The 21,967-nt window shown below is 38.1% G+C and carries 28 protein-coding genes and 1 pseudogene; 13 read left to right on the top strand and 16 right to left on the bottom strand.

Going from position 1 to position 21,967, the window contains the following annotated elements; all coding sequences use genetic code 11:
- Window positions 1-111: 111 nt before the first annotated feature.
- Window positions 112-318: a hypothetical protein gene (locus ACSVDJ_RS09700; RefSeq protein ID WP_439168378.1), complete on the bottom strand. Its 207-nt coding sequence runs from the start codon at window positions 316-318 to the stop codon at window positions 112-114.
- 172 nt (window positions 319-490) lie between these two features.
- On the opposite strand from ACSVDJ_RS09700, the gene ACSVDJ_RS09695 reads away from it, so the two are divergent.
- Both ACSVDJ_RS09695 and bluB read left to right on the top strand, forming a co-directional pair.
- Window positions 491-766: a hypothetical protein gene (locus ACSVDJ_RS09695; RefSeq protein ID WP_439168376.1), complete on the top strand. Its 276-nt coding sequence runs from the start codon at window positions 491-493 to the stop codon at window positions 764-766.
- 75 nt (window positions 767-841) lie between these two features.
- Window positions 842-1,486: a 5,6-dimethylbenzimidazole synthase gene (bluB, locus tag ACSVDJ_RS09690; protein ID WP_439168374.1), complete on the top strand. Its 645-nt coding sequence runs from the start codon at window positions 842-844 to the stop codon at window positions 1,484-1,486.
- A gap of 99 nt (window positions 1,487-1,585) precedes the next feature.
- On the opposite strand, the gene ACSVDJ_RS09685 is transcribed toward bluB, so the two are convergent.
- A complete protein-coding gene (locus ACSVDJ_RS09685) occupies window positions 1,586-2,011 on the bottom strand; it encodes a hypothetical protein (RefSeq protein ID WP_439168372.1) in 426 nt (141 codons plus the stop codon).
- Window positions 2,012-2,226: 215 nt separating this feature from the next.
- On the opposite strand from ACSVDJ_RS09685, the gene ACSVDJ_RS09680 reads away from it, so the two are divergent.
- The 4 genes from ACSVDJ_RS09680 (at window position 2,227) to ACSVDJ_RS09665 (ending at window position 4,299) form a co-directional block, all read left to right on the top strand.
- Window positions 2,227-2,826: a TetR/AcrR family transcriptional regulator gene (locus ACSVDJ_RS09680; RefSeq protein WP_439168370.1), complete on the top strand. Its 600-nt coding sequence runs from the start codon at window positions 2,227-2,229 to the stop codon at window positions 2,824-2,826.
- Between the two features lie 2 nt (window positions 2,827-2,828).
- Complete coding sequence (locus ACSVDJ_RS09675) at window positions 2,829-3,485, top strand: CPBP family intramembrane glutamic endopeptidase (protein WP_439168369.1); 657 nt, start codon at window positions 2,829-2,831, stop codon at window positions 3,483-3,485.
- Between the two features lie 97 nt (window positions 3,486-3,582).
- On the top strand, window positions 3,583-3,915 hold the full coding sequence (locus tag ACSVDJ_RS09670) for a hypothetical protein (RefSeq protein ID WP_439168367.1): 333 nt from the start codon (window positions 3,583-3,585) through the stop codon (window positions 3,913-3,915).
- Between the two features lie 66 nt (window positions 3,916-3,981).
- The gene (locus tag ACSVDJ_RS09665) at window positions 3,982-4,299 is read left to right on the top strand and encodes a hypothetical protein (protein ID WP_439168365.1); all 318 of its coding nucleotides are present in this window, start codon (window positions 3,982-3,984) and stop codon (window positions 4,297-4,299) included.
- 90 nt (window positions 4,300-4,389) lie between these two features.
- Here the strand turns inward: ACSVDJ_RS09665 and ACSVDJ_RS09660 are convergent, their stop codons facing one another.
- Entirely contained in the window at window positions 4,390-4,527 is a 138-nt protein-coding gene (locus ACSVDJ_RS09660) for a hypothetical protein (protein ID WP_439168364.1), read from the bottom strand.
- Between the two features lie 151 nt (window positions 4,528-4,678).
- Here ACSVDJ_RS09660 and ACSVDJ_RS09655 point away from each other — a divergent pair, with 151 nt between their 5' ends.
- Together ACSVDJ_RS09655 and ACSVDJ_RS09650 are read left to right on the top strand one after the other, a co-directional pair.
- Entirely contained in the window at window positions 4,679-4,984 is a 306-nt protein-coding gene (locus tag ACSVDJ_RS09655) for a PadR family transcriptional regulator (protein ID WP_439168363.1), read from the top strand.
- Window positions 4,981-5,424 (top strand): hypothetical protein, encoded by a 444-nt coding sequence (locus tag ACSVDJ_RS09650; protein ID WP_439168361.1) that lies wholly within the window; start codon window positions 4,981-4,983, stop codon window positions 5,422-5,424. The genes ACSVDJ_RS09655 and ACSVDJ_RS09650 overlap by 4 nt, the downstream gene beginning before the upstream one ends.
- 234 nt (window positions 5,425-5,658) lie before the next feature.
- Here the strand turns inward: ACSVDJ_RS09650 and ACSVDJ_RS09645 are convergent, their stop codons facing one another.
- The 5 genes from ACSVDJ_RS09645 to ACSVDJ_RS09625 all read right to left on the bottom strand — a co-directional run bounded on the left by ACSVDJ_RS09645 (window position 5,659) and on the right by ACSVDJ_RS09625 (window position 11,846).
- Window positions 5,659-7,152, bottom strand: a complete 1,494-nt coding sequence (locus tag ACSVDJ_RS09645; RefSeq protein ID WP_439168360.1) for an amino acid permease — start codon at window positions 7,150-7,152, stop codon at window positions 5,659-5,661.
- A gap of 91 nt (window positions 7,153-7,243) precedes the next feature.
- Window positions 7,244-8,749 (bottom strand): aminotransferase class I/II-fold pyridoxal phosphate-dependent enzyme, encoded by a 1,506-nt coding sequence (locus ACSVDJ_RS09640; protein ID WP_439168358.1) that lies wholly within the window; start codon window positions 8,747-8,749, stop codon window positions 7,244-7,246.
- Window positions 8,750-8,965: 216 nt separating this feature from the next.
- Window positions 8,966-10,372, bottom strand: a complete 1,407-nt coding sequence (locus ACSVDJ_RS09635) for a sigma-54 interaction domain-containing protein (protein ID WP_439168356.1) — start codon at window positions 10,370-10,372, stop codon at window positions 8,966-8,968.
- A 246-nt stretch (window positions 10,373-10,618) separates the two neighbouring features.
- The gene (locus ACSVDJ_RS09630; protein WP_439168354.1) at window positions 10,619-11,131 is read right to left on the bottom strand and encodes a DUF3231 family protein; all 513 of its coding nucleotides are present in this window, start codon (window positions 11,129-11,131) and stop codon (window positions 10,619-10,621) included.
- A 466-nt stretch (window positions 11,132-11,597) separates the two neighbouring features.
- The gene (locus ACSVDJ_RS09625; protein ID WP_439168352.1) at window positions 11,598-11,846 is read right to left on the bottom strand and encodes a hypothetical protein; all 249 of its coding nucleotides are present in this window, start codon (window positions 11,844-11,846) and stop codon (window positions 11,598-11,600) included.
- A gap of 221 nt (window positions 11,847-12,067) precedes the next feature.
- On the opposite strand from ACSVDJ_RS09625, the gene ACSVDJ_RS09620 reads away from it, so the two are divergent.
- Window positions 12,068-12,313: a hypothetical protein gene (locus tag ACSVDJ_RS09620; protein WP_439168350.1), complete on the top strand. Its 246-nt coding sequence runs from the start codon at window positions 12,068-12,070 to the stop codon at window positions 12,311-12,313.
- 52 nt (window positions 12,314-12,365) lie between these two features.
- Here ACSVDJ_RS09620 and ACSVDJ_RS09615 read toward each other — a convergent pair whose 3' ends face one another.
- The 6 genes from ACSVDJ_RS09615 to ACSVDJ_RS09590 all read right to left on the bottom strand — a co-directional run bounded on the left by ACSVDJ_RS09615 (window position 12,366) and on the right by ACSVDJ_RS09590 (window position 17,891).
- The gene (locus ACSVDJ_RS09615) at window positions 12,366-13,709 is read right to left on the bottom strand and encodes an SMI1/KNR4 family protein (protein ID WP_439168348.1); all 1,344 of its coding nucleotides are present in this window, start codon (window positions 13,707-13,709) and stop codon (window positions 12,366-12,368) included.
- Window positions 13,706-14,395 carry an ankyrin repeat domain-containing protein gene (locus ACSVDJ_RS09610; protein WP_439168346.1) on the bottom strand — a complete coding sequence of 230 codons (690 nt, stop codon included), beginning with the start codon at window positions 14,393-14,395 and terminating at the stop codon, window positions 13,706-13,708. The genes ACSVDJ_RS09615 and ACSVDJ_RS09610 overlap by 4 nt, the downstream gene beginning before the upstream one ends.
- A gap of 71 nt (window positions 14,396-14,466) precedes the next feature.
- Window positions 14,467-15,279 carry a nucleotidyltransferase domain-containing protein gene (locus tag ACSVDJ_RS09605; RefSeq protein ID WP_439168344.1) on the bottom strand — a complete coding sequence of 271 codons (813 nt, stop codon included), beginning with the start codon at window positions 15,277-15,279 and terminating at the stop codon, window positions 14,467-14,469.
- Window positions 15,276-15,779, bottom strand: coding sequence for an HXXEE domain-containing protein (locus tag ACSVDJ_RS09600; protein WP_439168342.1), 504 nt, complete (start codon window positions 15,777-15,779; stop codon window positions 15,276-15,278). Before ACSVDJ_RS09600 ends, ACSVDJ_RS09605 begins: the two co-directional genes overlap by 4 nt.
- 441 nt (window positions 15,780-16,220) lie before the next feature.
- Window positions 16,221-16,490, bottom strand: coding sequence for a hypothetical protein (locus ACSVDJ_RS09595; protein WP_439168340.1), 270 nt, complete (start codon window positions 16,488-16,490; stop codon window positions 16,221-16,223).
- A 210-nt stretch (window positions 16,491-16,700) separates the two neighbouring features.
- Window positions 16,701-17,891 carry a coenzyme F420-0:L-glutamate ligase gene (locus ACSVDJ_RS09590; RefSeq protein ID WP_439168338.1) on the bottom strand — a complete coding sequence of 397 codons (1,191 nt, stop codon included), beginning with the start codon at window positions 17,889-17,891 and terminating at the stop codon, window positions 16,701-16,703.
- Between the two features lie 111 nt (window positions 17,892-18,002).
- On the opposite strand from ACSVDJ_RS09590, the gene ACSVDJ_RS09585 reads away from it, so the two are divergent.
- Complete coding sequence (locus ACSVDJ_RS09585; protein WP_439168336.1) at window positions 18,003-18,887, top strand: LysR family transcriptional regulator; 885 nt, start codon at window positions 18,003-18,005, stop codon at window positions 18,885-18,887.
- Window positions 18,888-19,058: 171 nt separating this feature from the next.
- Here the strand turns inward: ACSVDJ_RS09585 and ACSVDJ_RS09580 are convergent, their stop codons facing one another.
- Window positions 19,059-19,325, bottom strand: a complete 267-nt coding sequence (locus tag ACSVDJ_RS09580) for a hypothetical protein (protein WP_439168334.1) — start codon at window positions 19,323-19,325, stop codon at window positions 19,059-19,061.
- 272 nt (window positions 19,326-19,597) lie between these two features.
- Here ACSVDJ_RS09580 and ACSVDJ_RS09575 point away from each other — a divergent pair, with 272 nt between their 5' ends.
- On the top strand, window positions 19,598-19,738 hold the full coding sequence (locus ACSVDJ_RS09575; RefSeq protein ID WP_439168332.1) for a hypothetical protein: 141 nt from the start codon (window positions 19,598-19,600) through the stop codon (window positions 19,736-19,738).
- A 708-nt stretch (window positions 19,739-20,446) separates the two neighbouring features.
- Here ACSVDJ_RS09575 and ACSVDJ_RS09570 read toward each other — a convergent pair.
- Entirely contained in the window at window positions 20,447-20,806 is a 360-nt protein-coding gene (locus ACSVDJ_RS09570; protein WP_439168331.1) for a hypothetical protein, read from the bottom strand.
- Window positions 20,807-20,953: 147 nt separating this feature from the next.
- On the opposite strand from ACSVDJ_RS09570, the gene ACSVDJ_RS09565 reads away from it, so the two are divergent.
- Complete coding sequence (locus tag ACSVDJ_RS09565) at window positions 20,954-21,550, top strand: TetR/AcrR family transcriptional regulator (protein WP_439168330.1); 597 nt, start codon at window positions 20,954-20,956, stop codon at window positions 21,548-21,550.
- Between the two features lie 62 nt (window positions 21,551-21,612).
- Window positions 21,613-21,789 (top strand): annotated as a pseudogene (locus ACSVDJ_RS09560) (MFS transporter); the annotation flags it as partial.
- Window positions 21,790-21,967 lie beyond the last annotated feature (178 nt).

The raw sequence follows: 21,967 nt of genomic DNA, 5'->3' as shown, positions 1-21,967 counted from the left end.
TAAAATGTAAAATAAGAGAAGGGGATGAGACCTATAAGGATATCTACATATAGATATTACTTTTCGGTGATCAGCCCCCTTTTGTTTGTATGAAGATTAAAAAAGTAGCTCTCACTTGCAAGACTCACTTGGCTCTTTGACAACTTCACTTAAAACGATAATGAGCAAAATGAATAAAATTCGTATGAGGCGGTCTTCTGTTACTATTTTTAAAAGCGCTACTAAAACGATCCCCAGAACTGGATTATCTTCAATAAGTATAATAACAAAAATATCCAATAAAGTGATGGCGGAATCAATTATATGGTCTTCATTCATTTCGATTATCCCTTCTTTCTTGTATTAGCGTATTAGATTTTTTGAAAAAGTGTGATTTATTTCAACAATAAAACGAATGTATCATACCGATAGTGTAAATGTTTAGTTTTTGTAAAGGTGGAGCTGATACCCTTAAAGACAATAGAATCGTCGTATTTAAGGGGGAGTATCTATGGCAGTCATGGATAGGGTGTGTAGTGAATTAGATGAGGTACATATGAAATCGCTCACTCTCAAAGAAGTGGATGAGCATCTGTATTCAATCTCGGAGTCTGCTAGCATATTTAGCTTTACAGAAAAGCAGTGGAGGAAATGGCGTCAAGGAGAATTTCTTTACTTTTTTTATATCATTAAGGATCAATCCATCATGTTTAAAATGGATGTCATGTTGGACCACGGTATATCGCCAAGCACGATCGTAAAAATTGTTGACTGGAACACCGTTTGATCGTTTAGTTCTAATAAGCGCTTTCTCTTTTTTGTGCTACTATTGAAATAAAGCAAAACAAAGGGGGAGAGAAAGATGTTTACGAAAGAAGAAAAGGAAGCTATTTATAAAGTAATCTATAAACGAAGAGACATTAGAAGCTTTTTACCAACACCGATTCCAACTGAATTGATTCATAACATACTAGAAGCCGCTCATCATGCGCCATCAGTTGGGTTTATGCAGCCGTGGAACTTTATTATTATTTCTTCTCCACAGGTGAAGGAGCAATTAGCGTGGGCGGCTGATAAAGAGAGAAGGGCGCTTGCCGTTCATTATGAAGGTGAAAAGGAAAATAAATTTCTAAGCTTGAAAGTAGAAGGGCTGAAAGAAGCGCCGATTACGATTTGTGTGACATGTGATCCGACAAGAGGAGGCTCGCATGTGTTAGGGCGTAATTCCATTCCCGAAACAGATGTTTTGTCCACTGCTTGCGCCATTCAAAATATGTGGCTCGCTGCCTGTGCAGAAGGCTTAGCGATGGGATGGGTCAGTTTTTACAAGAAAAACGATATTCGTGATATTTTAGACATTCCCCCTCATATTGATCCGGTGGCGTTAATGTCCATCGGCTATACCGATCACTACCCTGATCAGCCTATTCTTGAGACCGCGAAATGGGAAAAAAGACGCTCGATAGATGAGTTGATTTTTAAAGAGCGATGGGGGAATCAATCCTGACAAAGAGATGAACTTAAAACAATCGCTCCTGGTGCTAAATCAGGAGCGATTGTGATGCGGTCAAATGGATTTGTTTTCATGAAGGATTGGCTTAGGGGATTAAGAAGAAATTGCTTTTTTGATCACGCGAATATCTGTTTCTAAGTTGTTCACTCTAATAATGACACTATCTAAAGTAGGGGTCTGTTCGCTGTTGTGAGCGGTTTGTGTTCTAATAATATCCGTATCTTGCTTGATCTGCCCTAGCTGAGTATTCATATTTTCGGTTAATTGATCGACACATAAATTGGTTTGGTGGAGCTCTTCTTTTACTCCTTGCATGTCAGACTTTAACTGGGACACGTCACTTTTTAACGTAAACACATCGTTCTTCAGCTCCGACACATCGCCTTTTAATGTAAGTACATCGTTTTTTAAGTCTGACACATCATTTTTTACATGAGTCATTTCATCTCTAATATCAGAAACATCACTTTGCACCTTAGTCACGGCATCTAGAATTTGATTCAGCAGCTTTTCGCTCATCGTTTCCTCTCCTTTTCAGTAAATGATAAACACTCGATAAGGCTCGTCCGAAAGATCGCATGGAAAATGATTAGATGATCATTTATATTTTACAATTGATCCTATCATTTAAAAAGTCTACTCCTTAAAAAGATTGACTTAGGAAATATTTAGCTTATCATTATACGTAGAAATAGTATTGACTGATTAATCAATCAAAAAAGGGGATGTGCATAATGCCAAGACAGGATCAACAAAATAAACAAATTCGAGACGCTAGAAGTGAACAAATTTTACAAGCAGCGGCTCAAGTATTTGCTCGCAGAGGGATGGTCGCAACAAAAATTAGTGATATTGCCAAAGAAGCTGGTTTAAGTCATGGGCTTGTTTATCATTATTTTAAATCAAAAGAAGAGATCTTTACGACTTTAGTTAAAAAAGCATCGGAAAGTTCAATAGGTATCATTCAGCAAGCGAATCAACACGAAGGGACGCCTTTACAAAAGTTACAACGGATGACTGAACGAATGATAGAAAGTATTGGGAGCGGCGAGGAAGTTCTTCTTTTCCTAATTATGATTCAAGCTAGTACGTCAGATGTGGTTCCGGAAGAAGTGAAAGAAATATTAAAAATATCCTCGCCAGTGGAAGCAACTGCTCCTTTAATTGTTGCGGGACAGAAAGAGGGAGAAATCATCCAAGCTGATCCAATACAATTAGCTGTTACTTATTATGCTTTGATCCAAGGGTTAGCGATTAATAAAATTCAATGGCAGGAATGCCCCATGCCTGATCCAATGATGATTATCAACATTTTCCGAAAAAGGGGAGAGTAAAAGTGATTTTAAACATTACAAATAGGAAGAGGAACTTCATTCTAATCTCACCGATTGTGGTCATTTTACTAGGCTTCATCACAGCAACAATATGTTCAAAGGTAATCGATGAATGGGCGTGGGTGCCACTTGCTATCGTTTACTGGGGTTCACTTAGTATATGTATAAAGTGTTTTAAAGGAGATAAACAAGTTAAAGATTGGCTAAAAAAACCGCAATCATCAAAAATTATCGTGTTTTTTACCCTTCTTCTGGGCTTGTTCCCGATGTCTGTGATTATGACGAACTATGAGTTATTTAACTCTACCTGGCTAGTCGCTCTTTGGCTATTGTTTGCCATCATCAATCCATTTTTTGAAGAATTGTATTGGAGAGGTCTACTATTAGATGCTGCTATGAAACTGTTTCCGAAATGGATTGCTGTGGCATATTCAACGATTTTCTTTGTACTTAGTCATCCCTTGATGTGGGGCGTATTTTCTATTGCTAATGCTCATTACCATGTGTTTATTTATTTAACGATATTGGGTGTGGTTTGGTCTTATACTTATTTTCAAACGCAAAGTTTAAGATGGGTGATGCTTTCACACTTTTTTGTCGATATAGGGATAATGACTGTACCCGTTTTTTTAAACTTGTATGTACCCCCTAGTGTATAATCGGAAATAAATAAAGAAAATGTCCTGTGGTGTTTGTCCGTACAAATAGAATAGATTTGAATACACTACATTAAGACATGAGAAAGGGGGGCTAACAATGGGCGATGTGTGGTTTCCAGGTAGAAACAGAAGACGCAGAGATGATAATGATCGTTCAAGATCAAATTTCGACAATGATGTAAGAGTAGATATTGATGATGAAGTTGACGTTGATGTACGCAATGACAACGATAACGACAATGACAACGAATTGAAAAACATCGATAAAAATATAAATATTGCTAAAGTCATTCGCAGTGGAAATGCGAAAATTCACCTTGATATTGATGTGGATTCAGATTCCGTTGCGAGAGTACGCTCAAGAGCGAATTCAGATCAAGATCAGGATCAAGATCAGGAACAAAATCAAGATCAGGATTTTGATTTTTAAAACCGATGAGGGAAAGGGCGGTTTTTCGTCTTTTCCCTCAAAAAATAATAGAAACGAGGAACGTGAATGGGATCTTTGCAGCGATTTCCTTTCGGCAGAAGAGAAAACTTTGATCAGGAACATGAAATAGCAAAGGTTGGACATAGCGGAAATTCAGATGTAGATATCCATATAGACGTAGAAGTGGATACGAAGCCAGTTGCTTATGCTATGCTCTGTTCATTATTAGCGACTAAACAACTGACAACGGAAGAATTTGAAGAAGCTTTAGAAAGGTTACAGAAGCTAATAGACAAAGATAAAAGGAGAAGAATTGAGAAAAAGAACGATCCTTCATCAAGAGTGAAGTTATTTAATCAAAACGGCTGGGAAGATCATCGATAATATATATTATCGTTGCTTTCCCACTTTACATATATGATCAAATTGGAATGGTGGTGCTTGTTTTTTCCTAAATATGTGGATTTTCAAAAGCTAATTTTGCTTATTTTTAATCTCCTCTAAAAGAGAAATGATCTTTTCATTTTGTTCGATCATAGTCTTGTTTTGCTGTCTAATCTTTGTAAAGTCAAATAAAAAGATGAGTAAAATGATGCCTATAAAGAACCCCATATGTACACCTCCGTGACACTTATTTTAACAGATTATCCCGATGACTCTACATGAATTCACTTTGTTTTATTGACCGTATCCCAAATATAGTTTATTATTACGTTATACGATATAACGTAAAGCGTAATAATTGCTGTAAGGGAGTGAATTTATGGTTAAAAAAGGTAAATTTTCAGAGCCCTCATTGTTAATTCTAATAAGTCTTGCTGAAAAAGAACGTCATGGCTATGCAATTATGGAGGACATTGAAAAAAATTATGACATTAAACTAGGTCCAGGTACATTATATGGAGCCATTTCACGTTTAGAGAAAGCAGGGTATATAAGTGTCCTTGAATCACAAGATCGTAAAAAACCTTACAAGCTGACAGAGGAAGGGCAAATATTTTTAACTGAGCAAATTAAAGAAATTCAAAAAGTTACTTCACTTGGTATGAAAAGGCTTGGTTTAGTATGAAGTGGTTTATTTACCTGTATCCTAAAAGTTGGAGAAGACGATATGGCAATGAGTTAATTGAGGTATTAAAACAAACAGATAGGTCATTCAAAACAATATTTGACTTGCTCTTAGGTATAATTGATGCTTGGCACATAGAACTTAGTGAAAAGGAAATCTATGGATTTCGACTGAGTCAGGTATTGGCTTTAATTAGCTTAATTAATGTCCTTATTATTTCGAAATTGATATCATTAAGGGAGGTTATTTTGTTGGAACAAATTGCGTTGATAGTCGCTATGTTATCTTTTTTCTTAGCAGTTGTTGTTTTAATAGTGAATATGTTTAAAGTTGGAGTTATACCAGCCTTTTCAAGTAAAACGAGATTAGCTAAAATATCAGTTGGTTTAATGGGGTCTTATGCAATCTTTTTTGTAGCATTTTTAGTGTTAGCAAATTAATTAAAAATATAGTTAATCAAATATTGCGTTACTAAAGAGCTGTATGGTTCTTTCCTTCACAGACAAGTATGGAGTTGAAAGAGAAATTCTTTGACATCTATGAATCCAATTTTGAGGATTTGATTAAGGCTATGAAAGAGGGTTCTTTTTAACCCTCTTTCCACACTATTTTCCGATTACCCAATTAAAATAGGCTGCTCAAAAGTTCATTCTTTTGGAGCAGCCTGTTTCATGTTATTCCCGTTTAAAATCACATTGGATTAGAGGAATAACTTTTGTTTTCTTCGTAAATTTATAGCCAAGCCACACGATTAAGAACAATGGAAGACCGATGTAGGAAATAAGGGCTCCGTTCCAATCGATGGCTCCACTAGTGAAAGCACTGTAATTTTGCCCAAGAATGACGATGAAACAGAGCCCGAAAGCAAAGATGGGGCCGAATGGGAACCATTTTGCTTTGTAAGGAAGTTCACTAAAGTCTCGTCCTTGGATTATATAAGCTTTACGAAAACGGTAATGACTAATGGAAATACCAAGCCAGGCGATGAAGCCGGACATACCGGATGCATTTAATAACCAAATGTAAACGGCTCCATCTCCGAAGAAAGATGCGAGAAAAGCCAATGTTCCAACGAGCGAAGTGATGACCAAGGCGCGCACAGGGACACCGCGGTGATCGAGTTTTGCTAAAAATTTCGGTGCTTTTCTTTCCTTTGCTAATTCCCGTAGCATCCTTGCAGCGGCATACAAGCCAGAGCTTCCAGCTGAAAGAACGGAGGTTAAAATAATCGCATTCATGACAGAGGCAGCAAAGGCGATCCCGGCTTGTTCAAATACGAGTGTGAAAGGGCTCATCGTCACATTGTCACTAGCAAGGCTTGGTGTCATATATGGAATTAGCAAACCGATCACCAAAATTGCGAAAATATAGAATAACAAAATACGCCAGAACACTTGTCGAACAGCTTTTGGAATTGATTGACCCGGGTTATCTGTTTCACCCGCTGCCACTCCGAATAATTCTGTCCCTTGGAAGGAGTAGCCAGCGGCCATAAAGATCCCAAGAATCGCCATAAATCCACCGTGAAATGGGGCGTCGTCAATGGTAAAGTTTTTAAAGCCGACGTATTCGCCCCCGATGATGCCAAAAATCATCATCACACCCATCACTAGAAAAACGATAACGGTGACTACTTTAATCATCGCAAACCAATATTCTGATTCTCCAAACCCTTTCACAGACAAGTAATTTAATAGAAAGATAATCATTAAACATAGTCCGCTCCAAAGAATAGAAGGGCTGTCTGGAAACCAAAACTTCATCAGCAACGCCACAGCAGCTAGCTCAGAAGCAATCGTGATCGCCCAGTTATACCAATAATTCCAGCCGAGAGCAAATCCAAGTGCTGGATCAACAAAACGTGTCGCATAGGTGCTAAATGAACCAGATACGGGTAAAAAGGCGGCCATTTCCGCTAAACTTGTCATGACAAAATAGACCATAAACCCAATAACCGCATAAGCAAGAAGGGCTCCACCTGGCCCAGCCGTATGAATGGCACTGCCACTGGCAAGAAATAACCCCGTCCCAATCGTCCCACCAAGGGCGATCATCGTTAAATGTCTCGATTTTAAATGCCGTTTTAATTCCTGTGGTGTCTGGGTGCTAATCTCGTTGTGTGTTTCATTTGAAACTAAAGCCGTTGATTGCGAGGCGTTACTTGGCATATTTTGCTCCCCCTTATTCATTTCAACTAAAGCTTTCACATTGCTTAGCAGCTATCCCCCGATTAATGTATCGTCTCATCGAATACGCCAATTAGCGTAAAACATAAATGGATTTCATTGTGTCATCAGAAGGGCTTTGGAAATAGGCCCCCATTTCTTTTAACTGGCTAATTGTCTCGACATGAGTGGCGGTGATTCGTTCTCCAGGTGTCAGTAACGGAATACCTGGAGGGTAAGGAAGAATCATTTCCCCACAAAGAGAACCGACCGCATCTTGCAGCGCTACTTTTTTACGAGGCATATGGAAGGCATCTCGCAATGAAATTTCCGGCTTGTAAAGCGTACCTTCTTCCGCAAACAACACCGCTTCTCCTGTTTCTGATTGTTCAGTCTGTGCGCATTGTTGTAGCTTTTCATCAATCGCTTGAATGGCCGTGACGACTTTCTCAATATCTTCCTCCGTTTCATTTAAAGAAAATAAGAAAACGATATTGCGTGGATCACTAATTTCTGCGGTACAGCCTTGTTCATAAAATAAGTCGAGCAGTTGGTAACCAGAGATCGCTTCATGATGACTAGAAATAATCCACTTGAGCGGATCGCGATAATCGACTTCATCACTGCCTCCCCAAATAGAAAGCGTTTTCAATTCAGGGTTTAGCTCCATCCGTCTTTTTTCTAAGCGATCGATCGTTTCTTTTAGCTTTGTCCGACCAGTAGTGACTAAATAACGTCTAGCTAGATCTAAAGAAGCTAAAAGCGGGTAGGAGGGACTTGTCGATTGAATCATGCCTAGCACTTGCGCCAGTCGTTCGCGAGATACTAGATGACCTTTTACATGAAGCATCGAGGCCATCGTCATTGCTGTTAACATTTTGTGAGTGGATTGCACGACGATATCAGCTCCTTTTGAAAGAGCGGAAGGCGGGACTAGATCGGCTTGGCCGAAATGAGCACCATGAGCTTCATCGACAACTAATGGCACCCCTGCTTGATGACAGGTGTCGGCTAAACGAGAGATGTCTTGGCTCATTCCATAATAGTTAGGGTTGGTTACCCATACGCCTTTCACATCTGGATTGTCCTGCAATGCTTTTTCAATAAAATCAAGCTCAGATACTTTAGCGACTTTTGTAGTTGATTCAATGGCTGGAGCGATAAAAATTGGTTGAGCACCTGCTAGCATTAGCCCGTGAAAGACAGATTTATGCATATTACGCTGAACAAGGATTTTATCACCAGGGCTACATAAAGTAAGAGCGACACCAATATTGCCGATTGTACTGCCGCCGACAAGAAAAAAGGTGTGGTCTGCTCCAAAGGCATCGGCAGCTAATATTTGTGCATCTTTAATAAAATCAGTCGGATGATGCAGGTCATCAATACCTTTTGATTCCGTTGCATCAATCGTTAAAATACTTGCAAAACGTTTCAGTGCTTCTTCATCAAACACACGACCATCCTTATGACCTGGTACGTGTAAAGAAGTACGTTGACTTTTCTCATATAAACAAAGTGCGTCATAAAGTGGTGCTGTCGTATGGTCTAATGTCGAACGAGTGGTTTGGTTTAATAGAGTTAATGTACTATTCATCATTTTTTCCTCCTGTATCCTTCTTAAATAATATTTGGAATAAGTATTTTCGTATTTTTCAATAGCAAGTTGTATGCCATCATTTAGACACAAATGGAGAAAAGCTTGTCCTGACGCGGAAAAAAACTGAAAGAGATGTAGTGATCATGTCAAACGAGAGGGGATTTCAACAAAATGTAAGCAGAAAAGTAAATAAACCGCCGGATTTTCGGCGGTTTATTAAGAGGATTTGAATTTAGCTAGCTTATATTGTAGCGTTTGTCGCGGGATTTCTAATAGTTTAGCGGCTTGCTGAATGTTTCCATTCGTTTCGGCTAACGCCCGCTGAATTAACTGTTCCTCGGTTTCGGCTAAAGCTTGTCGTAAAGGCTGTACAGAGCAGGTTCCGGCATTGATGATGTTGAGATCGCTTTCAACTATGTGGTAGGGAAGATGCTCTTTCCGTATCGTGTCACTATCTACTAAGTTCATCGCTGATTCAATCGCATGCTCCAACTCACGAACATTGCCAGGCCATTGATAGTCGGTTAGGATCGCCTTCACTTCCTCCGTTGTTTTCGTCACAAGTTTACCGAAGCGGAAATTATACTTTTGAATAAAATGATCCATCAGTAAATGAATATCGCCTTTTCGATTTTTCAGCGGTGGAAGATGAAAGTGAATGACATTTAGACGATAATAAAGGTCCGAACGCAACGTTTTTTCCTGTACACATTGTTCTGCTGGTTCGTTTAACGCCGCAATAATCCGTACATTCACTGCAAATTCCTTTGTTCCACCGACTCTGCGGATGACTCCATTTTGCAGCACTCGTAGCAGCTTAGCTTGAACATCAAGTGGCATAGAATTTAATTCATCTAAAAACAGCGTTCCACCATCTGCTAGCTCGAACAAACCTGGTCGATCCATCGCCCCTGTGTAACTTCCTTTCGCGGTTCCAAATAAAATGCTTTCGAGCAGAGAGGAAGGGATAGCTGCACAGTTTTGAGCAATAAAGGGCTGAGCTTGACGGGGAGAGGCGTTATGAATAGATTGCACAAGCAATTCCTTTCCCGTACCTGTTTCACCATAAATCAAAATAGGCGAGGTAGTAGCGGCTACCTTTAACGCTTTCTCTTTTAAGTGATTAAATGCTGCGTCATTCGTGATGATATCTGTCATTTGAAAGCTTGCTCCGGTGTGGTCACTCATAGGCTTTTTTGGATGTTTTGTCGTTTCGACCTTTGCCTGCAAATCCAGTAGTTTTTCCGACAGCTGTTTAATCTTCGTAAAATTTTTAGCTATTTCAACAGCACCGACTAGTTTGTCAGCTACTTTGATCGGGAGCGTCGTATTCACTGTATCGATTAATACACCACGAATGTTATGGTACGATTGATGCTGATTATAAATCGGCTCGCCCGTTTGACACACCCTCATCAACGTACTCGTTTCAATAGATAAAGAGGGGAACACCTCTAACAAATGTTTACCGAGCACTTCTTCACCCTCTAATCCATCATGTTTGGCCGCAACATGGTTATAGAAAATGGTCATGCCATTTGCATCGACCGCATGAATCCCTTCATCGATCGTGCTTAAAATCGCTTCAAACATTTCTTTTGCATCCGTTACATTTACAAGCATATCTCACTTTCTCCTTTTTACGCTGATTGTTCAATAAGTGCTGAATTTTTGTCATTTAGGTGCCGGTTTTTCGGCGAATAGAGAGATTATTACATATTCTGATAGGGAAAGATGTGAATTAATAAACTATTCAGAAGTATTCAATCTTATCATGAGGGAGTTGAGAGAAGTTTTCAATCATTTTTTGAGAGATTTTTCTTTTGAAAACAAAAAAAGACAAGTGCCCCGCGAGAGGCACTTGTCCAATTAACAGTCTTCAGATTTATGGTGATGTAATGGAGGCGGAATAAGCCAGCCCTTTTCCTTATTCAGTCTTAACACTTTTCCTCCGAGAGCCGCTTTTTGCATATGAAATTGACCAAACATCATCGCAATATCTTCGCGAATACATTGTCCCATCGCTTGACTGCAAGCCACTAATCCAGCAGAGATTGCCATCGATAGACCAGCCGTAATTTCTGGATCCGTAAATCTTGCGCCAATTGGAATATCTTCTAGGCATGCGTTAGGACGTTCTGGAGGGGTTGGTGGAAGTCCAACACCATTTTCTTTTAATAAAGTTTCCAGCTGTTGAATTTCTTGTTGGGCTTGTTCAATCTTTTCCTGAAGCAGTTTCTTTAAATCTTCATCCCCAACATGATTCAGATGTGTTTGAAAGCCAGCTACTGCCCCTTTCGCAGTTAACAAATAAGACCAAGTCGCAAATACTTCTCCATAATGCATCGGTTCTGTTTGAGGGTTGCCACTTAAAATACCCATAAACACGCTCCTTATCCTATTAGTGAAATTCATTGGAATCACGCTCCTTGTCGAGTTTTTCACTCAAAGGAGTTCATACAATATCAGTATTTGTTAAAGCATGATTTTCTATTCGAAATGGGTGAGAGTATATCCTTTGAATAAATTCGAAAGAGAAAACCTATAATAATTAAGCCTCTAGGTTCAAGTAGTAGGCTAGTTGATTGAAATTAAAGGATTATCAGGGCTTTTGCAAGAAGAAATAAAGTATTAATGATTTCAGTAAAGATGATCTAGAATATCCACATCCTACAAATTAACTTGAAATTCTATATTCACTTTTCATCAAATAATGACAACATAAAAAAACAAGACCAGCGAGCGTTTCGGTCTTGTTTTTTTATGTTCTGTTTTTTTCATTTCTTAATATGGAGTTTTTTATTCTAGAAGGCGAAGTCCATATGCGGTGCAAACTAAACACTTCTATTCATATTTTCGTTTTTATTGGAATTACGTTAATTCCTTTATAAGTTTTATCGATCATTTCTTCTGTTGCTACAAAGAAGATTCCCATTAGAAAGACGAATACAGCACCAACAACTGCCCCGATACCAATTGGAGTTAAAAAGTTGAAACCGCTTCCAAAAAATCCGAGTAAAAAAGTAATGATTCCCATTGAAAGTACTACACCACTAACATTTTTTACAGCATTTAGAATAGTCGCTTTAGATTTCATGTCGCTCATCCTCCTTTAATTATATTATTCACTAAATTCACAAAATTGTCAATTTTAAAAATATTTTTATTCAATCTTCTTGACATTTTTATTAAGATATCCATCTTTACTTTATTTTATTCATTTTTCTCTTATTTTGTGTGGACAAATGGAATGCTTCTTAATTTATCTATGTAATAGTCATGCTAATAATGAAGACAAAATAAAAAGAGGTGACCCGAATGAGTATCTGTCCTTTATGTAACGCATTTAAGGAGTTGAAAGTACATTGTCCAGAATGCAATTCCCGATTAGACGACACAGGTAAAGTATCCGATTTTTTAGACCCTTATGGTCATTATAACGATGAAGAAACAGTGAAAATGGGGGACGGCTATCCGAATACCACTAAAGATCAGATTTGTCCTCATTTAATGTACTGTAACCATTGTGGGTATGATGAGGTGAAATTTGTTCAAGAGGAATAGAGAAAAAATAAAGGACCCGCGGAATGTGATCTTCTTCGGGTCCTTTTTTTAATTAATGAGAAAGATGTTGGACGATCTCCTCAATTTTCCGCTTATATGTATGTAAGATGGATTGGTCTTGAATAGCAGTTAATTTCGTTTTTAGTGCTTCTTTCTCTATTTCATTCATAGTAGGTAGGTCATCTTTTTTTAACATAATAAGTAAGCCGTTAATTGCAACTTTTTCACAGATTTCTGACTCGTCTAGCCATTCCAGCAATAGAGCTAAGGTAGGTTTCGAGCTGGCAAATAAAGAATCCCAACCATCAATTGGATTTCGCACCCAATGTTTCATCCATGCAATGACTCGCTGAGAATGAAATTTAGCTAATTGGGCGTTCGTGTCAAACCCATCGATCTTTTGGTTATATTTTGAAGCTTGAAGTTCTAAATCTTGAAAAATACGATCAAGCGCTTCTTTCTCTGGTAAAGCATCATAACTTAAACGAGCTCGAATGCTTCTTAATTCATCTTCCGTTTGAACAAATGGAGCCTCGGCATTTAAGTACATGTCAAACACGTCCGGTTCCCATAACGCTCGAACCCAATCTGCAGCACCTTCCTTTGCGGTGGCTCCCATCATTTTTGTCCAATAGGAGAAATGGGGAGGATCACACACGATTCGATCATACCAAGCTTTGAAAATGTCGAATCGATCATAAATTTTATACGCCTGTTGAACCTTCTCTAATTCAATGCCATGATAAACCGTGTACTCAATTAATTCCTCTAAGCTTGTCGCTGCTTCTAATGAAATGGTAAGAAAGCGAGTTATCCAAATTCGCCACTGTTGCAGCGCTTCACATTCTAAGTCAATGCCATGTTCATTTGTTACATTTGTCCATTCCCAAATCCAAGCTCCATACAGTTGAATAATCGTTTGAATAAAGGCTTCTACATTCGGTGCTAAAGTGACGATTTCAGCTTCTTCATGTAAAAAACAAACAACAGAAAAATCGTTCTTTACGTCCAACATCACTGGGTTACCCGCTCTGGAGCTGCTGAAGGAAAGGTACCGTCGATCATCCAATTCTCCCACACATTCCATATCTGTAGGGTCTTCAAACCAGCCGACTTCGACGGAGCTCCAGCCCATTTCTCCACTCATAGCTGGTAAAGCATCCGGTTCCATCATAGAGTCTGGCAAATCCCAAAAATAAGTGAGATGGCGACAGCTTTGCAATAGCTCCCATAACTGTTGAGGCAAGGTGACTCCAAGCTGTTGTTCTAGTTCTGTCAGCTCACTGTCACTCATTCCTTCCGCTTTTTCGTAACGAACAATGTCCATTCCTGCATCTTTCATCGCTAACACCATGTCGTCGATTTGTTGCAGGCACTCTTTTACCCATATGCTCATCCTATTTCACCCCTTGGAAGCTGGTCTATGATTTTAAGAGCGAGCTGGTAAGCTTCCTCTGACCGGTAAGCAGTATTTTCTAAAATTTCACTCACTCCGAGAAGATCATACATTTCCATCGTTGTCACAAGGTGAACCGTTCGGTTATGTAGTAACCATTTCAGTGGCCATAAGTCATCATCCCAATTAAACTGTGTCACATAAGCATGAATAAGCTCCGGTGAATTCAAATACTTTAATTTCCTCATAAGAATCTCCGCTGATTCCTCATATAGCAGTTCATCAATCAAGGATTGTTCTTGTTTTGTTAAAGTTAATCGAAAGGCATCTTCTGTCTCGATTAAAAGATCAGCTATCTTTTTATCATAGCGCGCTTGGTACCATGGGGTATAACGAATACCTTTCGGATGATTTAACTGCGCTCCATATTGAATGAGCAGTTCGACTACCTCGCTATTTCTAAACTTAATCGCTTTACTAAGAACTGTCTCACCAAGTTTATCTTTTATTTCAAGGTTAGGCTCCAGCTGAAGATAGGCTTCTATCCAATTCGCCGGACATTTGTGGGTAATCATCACATGCAGCGGCGTACGCCAAGAAGTATCTTGAGCATTTCGCTCTTCACCTTTTGCTAGCTCGATTACTTTTTCCAAATCTTTTGTTTTAATCGCTTCGAAAATAGACAATTGCATTCTTCCTTTCTAGTAAATAAAAAAGCTCCATTTTTAGTCTTGTAAAAATGCAAAATTAAAGCTTATTACTTTACTTTATTGTTTATATATTTCAAGTTACAGTCATTAATCATATACAGTAGAAATTTCTTTGTTTCTTTCGCTCTTTTCCACCTTGATGAAAAGAACGAGCTCGTATGGTCTCCATGTCGTAATCGCAAAGTTTCTTTAAACAGTAAACTCCATTTGTTTGGGAGCGTTTGTAGCGCATATTCGACGGCTTTCTCTTTCGGAATAATCTTCTTATACTTTAACGAACAATAGATTCGACACATCGTTAATACTGCATCCTCAACCCAATCATCTAACAGGAAATACCAGCCGCTCTTGGCTTTATTAGCCCAATATTTATTTAAGTTATAGCTCATTGTCTTTTCAACATCGCACCAACTTGTAAGAATCTTTAGTTCATCCAAATGGACACCTGTTACTGATATACCATGATGTTTTAATGTCCACCATGTCACATGATTCATATCCCAGTATTGAGATTTCTTAAATGTTCCACTCGCACAACAAGGGTAAGGCTGTAAATCGTTATTTTCTTTACCGATGTCCGCCAAATGGATGTACATTCCATCTAATCTCTCGGCAAGAGGATTCATTTTTTTCATTTTCTGATGAAGTTTACTTAAACGACCTAACTCTGTATTTGTTAAACTTCTTTTTAAAATCGTTATAAAATCAACATCACTCTTTCTTTCATCAAATGCTGATAGAGCGATCGAACCGTACAAGTAAATACCATAGATAACATTAGAAAATTCAGTCTCCAGCAAGTTCGTATAATCTAGTAATAATGAATTTACTTCGTTTGGTATATTTACATTTTCATTCATCCCATGACCCACCTTGATAGAATTAGAAAAACAAAAATAATCGGCACCATCCCGATTATACTTATCCCAACATATACACCGATCATTTTTAATCGAATACGATTCGCTTTCAGTGAAAGGTACAATACAAAGGACATATATGGAATTAATAACAAAACGGCAGATATTAATCCAGGCACATAGCTTTGAAAAATCACCGATTGAACGATGTGGGTCAATCCATTGATCAGTAATAAACAGGTGCTTAGCGTTGTTAAAGTGAAGGTCAACTTATTTCTAAATCGATATTCGAGAATAACGACTACCGTCACAACTACTGTTAATAAGATCATCGCAAACGTTAACGAGTGAAAAGAATATAACTCTCGTAAAAATATAAAAGACTCGCCCGTTAAATGTTCATTCGCCCAGTTTCCTAATTGGGGAAGTTCTTCGACATTATGTATCGCAAAAATAATTGGGAGTGCCCATAGCACTTGATAAAACCGATCTTTGTTCATAGGAAATCCTCCATTTGGGTGGACTGACTAGTTCATTTATTGATATCTTGTTAATCCTAATTATACCAGTTATTTGAGTGCTGGACTATTCTGGATAATTAAGGTGTTGATGAAACTGAGCAACTGAAAGACAAAGTGAATTTATTTATAAAAATAATAAAAGACAGAGAAAATCTTCCCCTGCCTTTCAATTTTCCCCGCATTAACGGGCTGTAAGACTCCCACTTCAACAGGGCAGAAAAAGCGCAGATGTGCAGGTGGGAGATCAGCAGCCCGTAAATGCCCGATCCGTTCGGGCCTGCACGATGCAGGTTGCAAAGGCGTTGCAACAGGACGTTGCGACGTTAGCCTTTGTTCCTCTTTTTATCAGTAGAGGATGAAGAAAACCTCCACTGATTGAAGGTTCACTTTATAGGTATCTAATTAACCTTATGTTTATTCTTAGGGGTAAAACATTTCATTTACTTCCCAGGATTCAACAATTCGGTGAGCAGTTTGTGAGTCATATCCTCTTCCGATTAAATAACTTATAGCTGCCACCTCTCTCATTGCGTGCTGATAAGAGGTCACTTGAGCTTCTTTAAGACCGTATTGAACAATAGGTTCGACAGTCGAAAGAGTATGTTGTTTCAATTGTTGTTGATAGTGATAGGAGGGGGCTTGATTCCAATGACCAAGGTTTGAATACCATTGATAAGAATTACTATTCATAAAAGCAACTCCTTTTATTAAGTTTATCCATTTTAGGCTATGTTCATATTATCCAAAAGGTGAGTTTGTTTTTTGCTGAATACGCAAGGAAGGAATAGGAATAAAATATAATGCAAACAGCTAACACTCTTTCTGTTTGTTGTTTATTGAGATGAAGTGAAAGAAACAATAAAAGACGCGCAGAAGATTATCTCCTGCGAGTCTTTCAAATTAATGAGTATAGTTATCGAAATAACCTTGGATAAAGATCATTGGTGTTCCTTTATCGCCGCTACCTGAAGTTAAATCAGATAAAGAGCCGATTAAGTCTGTCAATTTTCTCGGTGTTGTCCCTTGTGCTTCCATTGATCCAACAAGGTCTTCATTTTTATTGTTAATAAATTCAGAGATCGCTGATTTTAGCTCTTCACCTTGTAAGTCAGCGAAGTTATTGTCAGCTAAGTATTTTAATTTGACTTCATTTGGCGTGCCGTTAAGCCCAGCTGTGTAAGCAGGGGAGACGACCGGATCAGCAAGTTCCCAAATCTTTCCGACTGGATCTTTGAACGCGCCATCGCCATAAATCATTACTTCTACTGTTTTTCCTGTTTTTTCTTTCAGCATTTGCTGGATTTTATCGACGATCGGCTGGCAAGTATGCGGGAATAATTTCACGCTGTCTTCTGTTGCTTTATTAGAGCCAAGCAGACCGTATTCTTCGTTATAGCCGCTGCCATCAATGGATTCAGATAAAATGTCGTCGAGGTTATAAATTTTCTCGCCGCCATGTTCTTTCAAGATTCGTTTCGTACGGAATCTTGAATGGATATCGCAAGTGAGCACACTCTTTGTGTAGTCTAAAATCGTTTTCGCATTGTTCGAGAAGATGACCTCACATTCAGCACCGTGCTCCGCAACAATGGATTTGTAGTATTCAATGTAGTCAACACCTGTAAAGGTATGTTTGTTATCGCCGAAATGCTCACGGAATTGTTGTTCAGTTAACACATCGACCCAAGGGTTCACACCTTTTTCATCTAGTCTGTCGATGTCCACTAAATGGTTGCCGACTTCATCAGAAGGATAGCTAAGCATTAAGACAATTTTTTTCGCGCCTTTGGCAATCCCGTGAAGACAGTTCGCAAAGCGATTACGGCTTAAAATCGGGAAGATCACGCCAATCGTATCATCTCCGAATTTAGAACGAACGTCTGTTGCAATATGATCGATCGTTGCATAGTTCCCTTGAGCGCGTGCCACGATCGATTCAGTGATCGTTACGATGTCTTTATCATTAATTTGAAAACCTTCCACTTCAGCAGCTTTCAATACGCTGTCTACGACAATTTGTTCAATGCTATCTCCTTGATTGATGATCGGGCCACGCAGACCTCTTACAACCGTTCCTACTACTCTTTCCAAATTAAATCGCTCCTTACTAACTATGTAAATGAATTGATACTTTTACTATACATTGGAATTGTGATATAAGTAAAATTAATATATCTAATAATGGGTATAAGGAGTGGTTATGTGATAAGTAAATTAGACTTATACAAAGTATTTTGTGTCGTAGGGAAAAGTGCCAGTTTCTCTAAGGCCGCTAAAGAGTTATATATGACGCAGCCTGCTGTTAGTCAAGCGATCATGCAATTAGAGCGGGAGCTAGACACTCGGCTGTTTAATCGCACACCTAAAGGCGTCTCCTTCACAAATGAAGGAAGTCTTCTATTTGAATATGTTCAATCGGCCATTCATTTAATTGATGCCGGAGAAGAGAAAATGTTAGAGTTTAAAAATTTAACGACCGGCGAACTAAAGATCGGGGTAGGGGATACGATTTCTAAATATTTTTTACTGCCTTACTTAGAAACTTTTCATAATAAATATCCAAATATTAAGCTGACAATAGTGAACGGAACAACCGATGAACTCATTGCGGTTTTAAAATCGGGCGGAGTCGATATCGTGTTTTGTAATTTTCCCATTGACGACTCTACGTTAGAATTACGACCTTGCTTTGAAGTTCAAGACATCTTCGTGTACGGTGAAAAATTTAAGAAGCTATTATCGAAACGAGTCAGCATCGAAGAATTATTAAAATTACCGCTCATTTTCCTTGAACAAAAATCCAATTCCAGAAAATACGTCGAGGATTATTTATTATCAAAAGGCGTCAAACTTTCACCAGAATTCGAACTAGGCTCCCATGATTTATTACTCGAATTCGCCAAAATCAACTTAGGCATCGCCTGTGTCACGAGAGAATTTTCCAAAGACTATTTAAGTAAAGGACTGTTATACGAAGCGAAATTAACAGAAGACATTCCAAAGAGAGAGGTAGGCGTCTGCTTTTTGAAAAGTGTGCCGCTCTCTCCAGCTTCCACTAAATTTGTGGAGTTGATTGGGGGTGAGTAATGTCTGCTTTGAGAGTGTTGCAGGAATAAGATAGGGAAATTAGAGGTCTTGTGTGGGAGGTGAAAATGCTTATTCAATCGATGTTCGGTTAGGTGTAAAATGTACAGTAACATTTCTAAAGAAGTACTGTATTCTCAATATCAAAAGAGAGGACATTCCATAAGGCATAATTTAAAATCTTGAGGATTTTATTTTTGTTAATTCATTTGTCAATTTGTCAATTTGCTTTTGCATCTGTTCAAGCTTCTCATCTAATTCTTTTTGTTCTTGTTTTTCTTTTTCTGCATTAATGATTTCCTCATCTATAGCCGATATAGCCGCTATCGCTGCCATCCCATCTGCAATAGTAGTAAGAATTGCAGCTATTAGAGCAAGTCTGAGGCTAGAACTTATTGGCGATTGTTCATTTTGTTCTGACTTTGAATCGGTGTTATTCATATAATCTTCTCCTTCCTCTGACATTGTTAGGAAGATTCACATTAAACTTATGCTCGAGGTTTTGAAGTAATACATTCTTTTGTAATGTTGCTTGGGATATGACTGAAAAATAAAGAAATCACCATTAGAAATTAATTGCACATTCTGTTGGAAATGCGAAAACGTCTGAACTTATAAAGCATACTGGATAGATTCTTATTAAGCCAGATGAGGTTGGTTGATTCCCTTAAAAGTGAGCATATTAATGTTAGACCACTTGAAAGGGGAATGTCATGTTGAAAAAGCAAGATCAGCGTAATGAAAAGCCTAAAAGTAACCCAATAGAGGCACAGCAACTTATCAATGAGTTTGCCAAGCATGAGGAAGGACAGCCACATCCGCAGCCTAAAGATTACGAAGAGATTGAGTATTAAGGTGAATTTAAAGCGGGAAAATTTAAGGGAACCTCCATTTCCGAAGTTCCCTTAAATTCAATCTTAGATGAATTGAATTCGCTCTTTTAACTGTTTTACGAAGAAACGCTTATTAAGCAAGATATTTTAGAGTGAATGGAGAGACAGGCAATCACAATTCTCCAAGTTACTTACAAGCAGGCTCGAAAATTAAAGAAAGGCTGTAAAATAAAGTTCATTGTAAAAAAAGCATTTTTTAAATCTTTTCAATACGTTACAACGAAAATTTTCCTCCACAAAATAATTTAAATAAGCATCTTCTCCTTGGATATAAACCTTTGTGAACCATTTTGGTCGAACAAATGAATGATATATTCTAGGTGATAATTGCAATGAAAGCACCTGCACTTTTTAAAATTTTGTCGTAGTAAAGAAGAAACACATCAGGCAGAACAATTTTTGAATCCATTAATACATAGACAAATTCATGGAAGTGAAGTATACGTACCATTAGATCTTCAAAGGTTATGGGGGAAGTAATATACTGTCCTGTTAGTTTGAAAAGGTTCAGGTAAGAAATAGTAAATAAAAGGAACTATCTTAGAAGGGTATACATTAAGATAGCTCCTTTTTTGTTGTGCATTGTTTTTTATTCAGATAGATTGAAAATAGCCCTTTTAGTAATGCAGGTGTTTAGCCTGCAAGACCATAGCCAATCGAATTTTCACTTTATTCATCTTTATTATCAGGATCTTGTATATCTTGATTATCTTCAATTATATCTTCATTATTTTCATCGTTACCTGGCGTCATATCATTATTCTCATTCATGTCATTGTCACCATCAGGGATGATATCATTATTTCCGTCTGTATCATTGCCATCGTCAGGAACGATATCATTATCTCTGTCTGTATTATTGTCATCATCAGGAAGGATATCATTGTCTCCATTGTTCTCATTCATATTGTTGTTGTCAGGTGTTTGCTGCGTATCATTTTCTTCTACCGGATCATTATTATTACAGCCTATCAGCACCATCGCTAATAATAAAAACACAGGTAGTATACGTAACCACTTCTTAGTCATTTTCGTTTCCTCTCTTTCAATGTTGTTTTTTATTGCTTTTATCATCTTGTTCAGTTTGTTAATTTTTATACAATATAATTTTATTGACTGATCGGTACAAAAAATATATTTTATTAATGTGATCTTTAAAATGAGAGGAGGATAAAATTGAATAAACGCGGCAGACCCCGAGAGTTTGATCATTCCTCAATTGTAGATGTTGCAATGAAAACATTTTGGACAAGAGGATATGAGGGGTGCTCTACACAAGATTTATGCAGTGATACAGGCCTTGGGAAAGGAAGTTTATACAATACTTTTGGTAGCAAACATGAACTGTATAAACAAGTATTAGAACGCTATCATGAAAATGGGATTAGGGAACAAAAGAAACTGCTAAATGCTCCAATTCCAGTTAAAGAACGGTTAAATAATTTTTTTGAATGGGCATTGAAGGAAGACTTTGAGAATATTGATCAAAAAGGATGCTTATTGATCAATGCCAGCGTGGAACGAGCTAATAATGATTTAATGGTTCAAGAAGTTTTCTCAAGGCATGTTGAGCTTCTTAAACAAGCTATTGAAAAGGTGATGGAGGAAGGATTGCGAACGGGTGAAATTTCAAAGAATCTATCAACCGAGGAATTAGCTAGTCTTTTTTTGAGCAGTTATTACGGGTTCCGTGTTCTTAATGTATCGATGCAAAATCGGACGTTGGCTGAACAGGTTATCAAAGGAACAATGGAGTCCATTTTCGGCGCTTAGTGCGCTCTTTTTTCTCGCTATTTTTGTACCAATCATTACAATAATAAATAAGGAGTGTTTTTATGCCATCGATGATTTATTTGCTAGCTTTAGCTATCTTTTGTATGACTACATCAGAATTTATGGTTGCAGGTATGATGAACGAACTTGCTCTTGCTTTTCAGGTTTCTGTCTCATCTATTGGATATTTAATTACAGCTTATGCAGGAGCAATGGTGGTAGGAGGCCCCATTTTAACATAATCCGAGAGAAGTCCTCTTCCTCAAGGAGCGTGAAGGGCACAGACCAGCGAGTAGGGAGGGGATGAATCTCGGTTCGGCACAGCCGAAAAGCGTTTCGTTGAGGACCTCCCGAACTTTGTCGAAAGAAAAAAGGATGAAAGTTTCCATTTGTTCTTGATAGGAACATATATTCGTT

The organism is Bacillus sp. Hm123 (genome assembly GCF_051842975.2).
Taxonomy (GTDB): Bacteria; Bacillota; Bacilli; order Bacillales; family Domibacillaceae; genus Bacillus_CE.
Note: the sequence above shows the minus strand (reverse complement) of the source record. Positions and strands in the feature narration are given on the sequence as shown.